Below are 2,091 nucleotides of genomic sequence, written 5' to 3'. Positions count from 1 at the left end.
TCGTCAGGCGGCGAAAAGCCGAAGGCAATCCTGTGCGCCTCGTCAGACAAGATGTGCGGCCGCATCAATCGGGCCCAAAAGCCGCACTCTCACGAATAGGACGGGCTAGCATAGGCAACAATCGGTGACTGAGAGTGTCGCGCTCCCGCCTGGGTCTTAAGGGGAGTATCATGCTGTCAACTCAATCCAATCCAAGGCTCAGTGTTACAGACTGCAGAATTCATAACTGCTCGAGATGCCGCACAGCGATGAGGTTGGTCTGCGTCGAACCGGACAAGCCTGGTTTTGATCTGCGTACCTTTGAATGCGCAAAGTGCAGGCACGACGAAACCGTCCTCATTGCCATTTAAGTGGGCTTCACGGTCCGCCTTATTGCGCTTCTACAGAGCAGGGCAAGAGCGCATGATGCCGCGAGGAGCTCGGTCCGAAGCGGACACAACCCGTTTCGCCGGCTCGATCGTCGCAAGGGTTTGGTGAACCGCATCCAGCGCAGCCGGCACGATCTTGTGGAAAGTTGGGATTGGAGCTTTCCCTATTTCACTTGGGAAGGCGAAGGACGATCAGTAAGCACCTTTGCTCCTTCCCATGTATGGGCGTTCAGCCAATCCTTGTTCTTGAACAGGGCTCGAAGTGATAGGGCTATCTGTCGCCGCTGATTGCGCTCAGCCCCCGGCGGGAACGAGCGGGCATAGCGCAACATATCGCGCCTTATCTGGATAAACTCCTCAATGCTGTGACGCTGCTCGAAGGTTGGCAACCGGTGGACGGAAGACATGATGCTCCCCTGACGTTATCGGCGAGAGCGCTACCGGACTCTCAGTCACCGAAAGCTGCCACTGACGGGGCGGTGATGAGGTAGTTTGTACCCCGGCGGCGATGACTACTGGTCAATATTGCTCAGTTCTCGAATTTGTTCCTCTGTAGGTTTGTTACGCCCGCGCTCTTCCGGACGAACTCGTTCGCTGAAAGGGATTATGATTGACACCGGAAGCGATCATACGCTCACATTCAGAGGGAAAGCCATGGTTGCCGCCATACCGCCAACACAGCGTCCTTCCTTCCCGCTGGATGTTGATCGGCCGGAGCCACATGCCGCTGCGACGGAGGCCGCCGACGAGGCGGAGATGCCGCTGCCATCCGATCCGCAGACGTTCTTTCTCGGTGGTTTGTTCGCGTTGGGCGTCCTGGCGGCACTCTATGTGGCAAGCTCGATCATCCTTCCTGTCGTGGTCGCCCTCGTGCTCAATCTCCTGCTTCAACCCGCCGTTCGCCTCTTGGGGCGTTTGCATCTACCCCGCGCTGTCGGAGCGCTCTTCACCGTCTTCCTGGTGATTGGAGCGCTTGTCGGTACGGTGGCAGCGTTGTCGGTACCGGCCACGACCTGGGCCGAGCGGCTACCCGAGGGCATCCCCCGCCTGGAGGCACACCTGCGGGTTATAAGCGCGCCGATCCAGGCGTTGCAAAAGGTAATCCAACAGGCCGAGCAGGCTGCAGACGCGCCGCCTGGCCGGGGTTCGATTGTTTCGGTTCGCCGCGATCTGGGCATAACGGGCGTACTTTTCGCTGGCACGCGCTCCGCACTCGACGGCCTGTTTACGACTGTCTTGGTGCTCTATTTTCTCTTGGTAGCGGGCAATATATTCCTTCGACGCACCGTTGAGATCCTGCCGACATTCAACAACAAGCGACAAGCCGTCGATATCGCGCAGCAGGTCCAGGAGGACATATCGGGCTATCTGGTGACAATCACGGCCATGAATGCCGCCGTCGGTGTCACGACGGCGGCCGCGATGTATCTTTGCGGCCTGGGAGACCCCTTGTTGTGGGGCACCACAGCCTTCCTGCTCAACTACATTCCAATTTTGGGACCGCTTGTCGGGGTATGCATCTTCGTGCTGGTCGGAATGCTGAGCTTCGAAAGCTTATGGTGGGCTTTGCTGCCGCCGGTCCTCTACTTTGGCATTCATCTCGTCGAAGGTGAAACGTAAGCGCGTATTTTACCGCACAGGCTACGCGCGCGGCTGGCCGCGGCGTCGCGTGACGCCGGGCCCCAGCAGTGTCATCGGAACGGCTTGGTTGACCTGAGCGTTC

Annotated in this window: 2 protein-coding genes; one reads left to right on the top strand and one right to left on the bottom strand. The window is 58.7% G+C overall.

Features of this window, described 5'->3' with window-relative positions:
• Window positions 1-532: 532 nt before the first annotated feature.
• Complete coding sequence (locus tag QJT78_RS50645; RefSeq protein ID WP_157788386.1) at window positions 533-775, bottom strand: hypothetical protein; 243 nt, start codon at window positions 773-775, stop codon at window positions 533-535.
• 199 nt (window positions 776-974) lie between these two features.
• On the opposite strand from QJT78_RS50645, the gene QJT78_RS50640 reads away from it, so the two are divergent.
• Window positions 975-1,988 (top strand): AI-2E family transporter, encoded by a 1,014-nt coding sequence (locus tag QJT78_RS50640; protein ID WP_281460851.1) that lies wholly within the window; start codon window positions 975-977, stop codon window positions 1,986-1,988.
• Window positions 1,989-2,091 lie beyond the last annotated feature (103 nt).

Origin of the sequence: Bradyrhizobium sp. Mp27 (assembly GCF_029953005.1) — a bacterium.
Taxonomy (GTDB): Bacteria; Pseudomonadota; Alphaproteobacteria; order Rhizobiales; family Xanthobacteraceae; genus Bradyrhizobium; species Bradyrhizobium barranii.
The sequence above is the reverse complement of the archived record's forward strand: the minus strand, read 5'-3'. Positions and strand labels throughout refer to the sequence as shown.

Bases quoted from the DNA above. Each gene is read 5' to 3' on its own strand.
- QJT78_RS50640 (WP_281460851.1), top strand. From the start codon at position 975: ATGATTGACACCGGAAGCGATCATACGCTCACATTCAGAGGGAAAGCC.
- QJT78_RS50645 (WP_157788386.1), bottom strand. From the start codon at position 775: ATGTCTTCCGTCCACCGGTTGCCAACCTTCGAGCAGCGTCACAGCATT.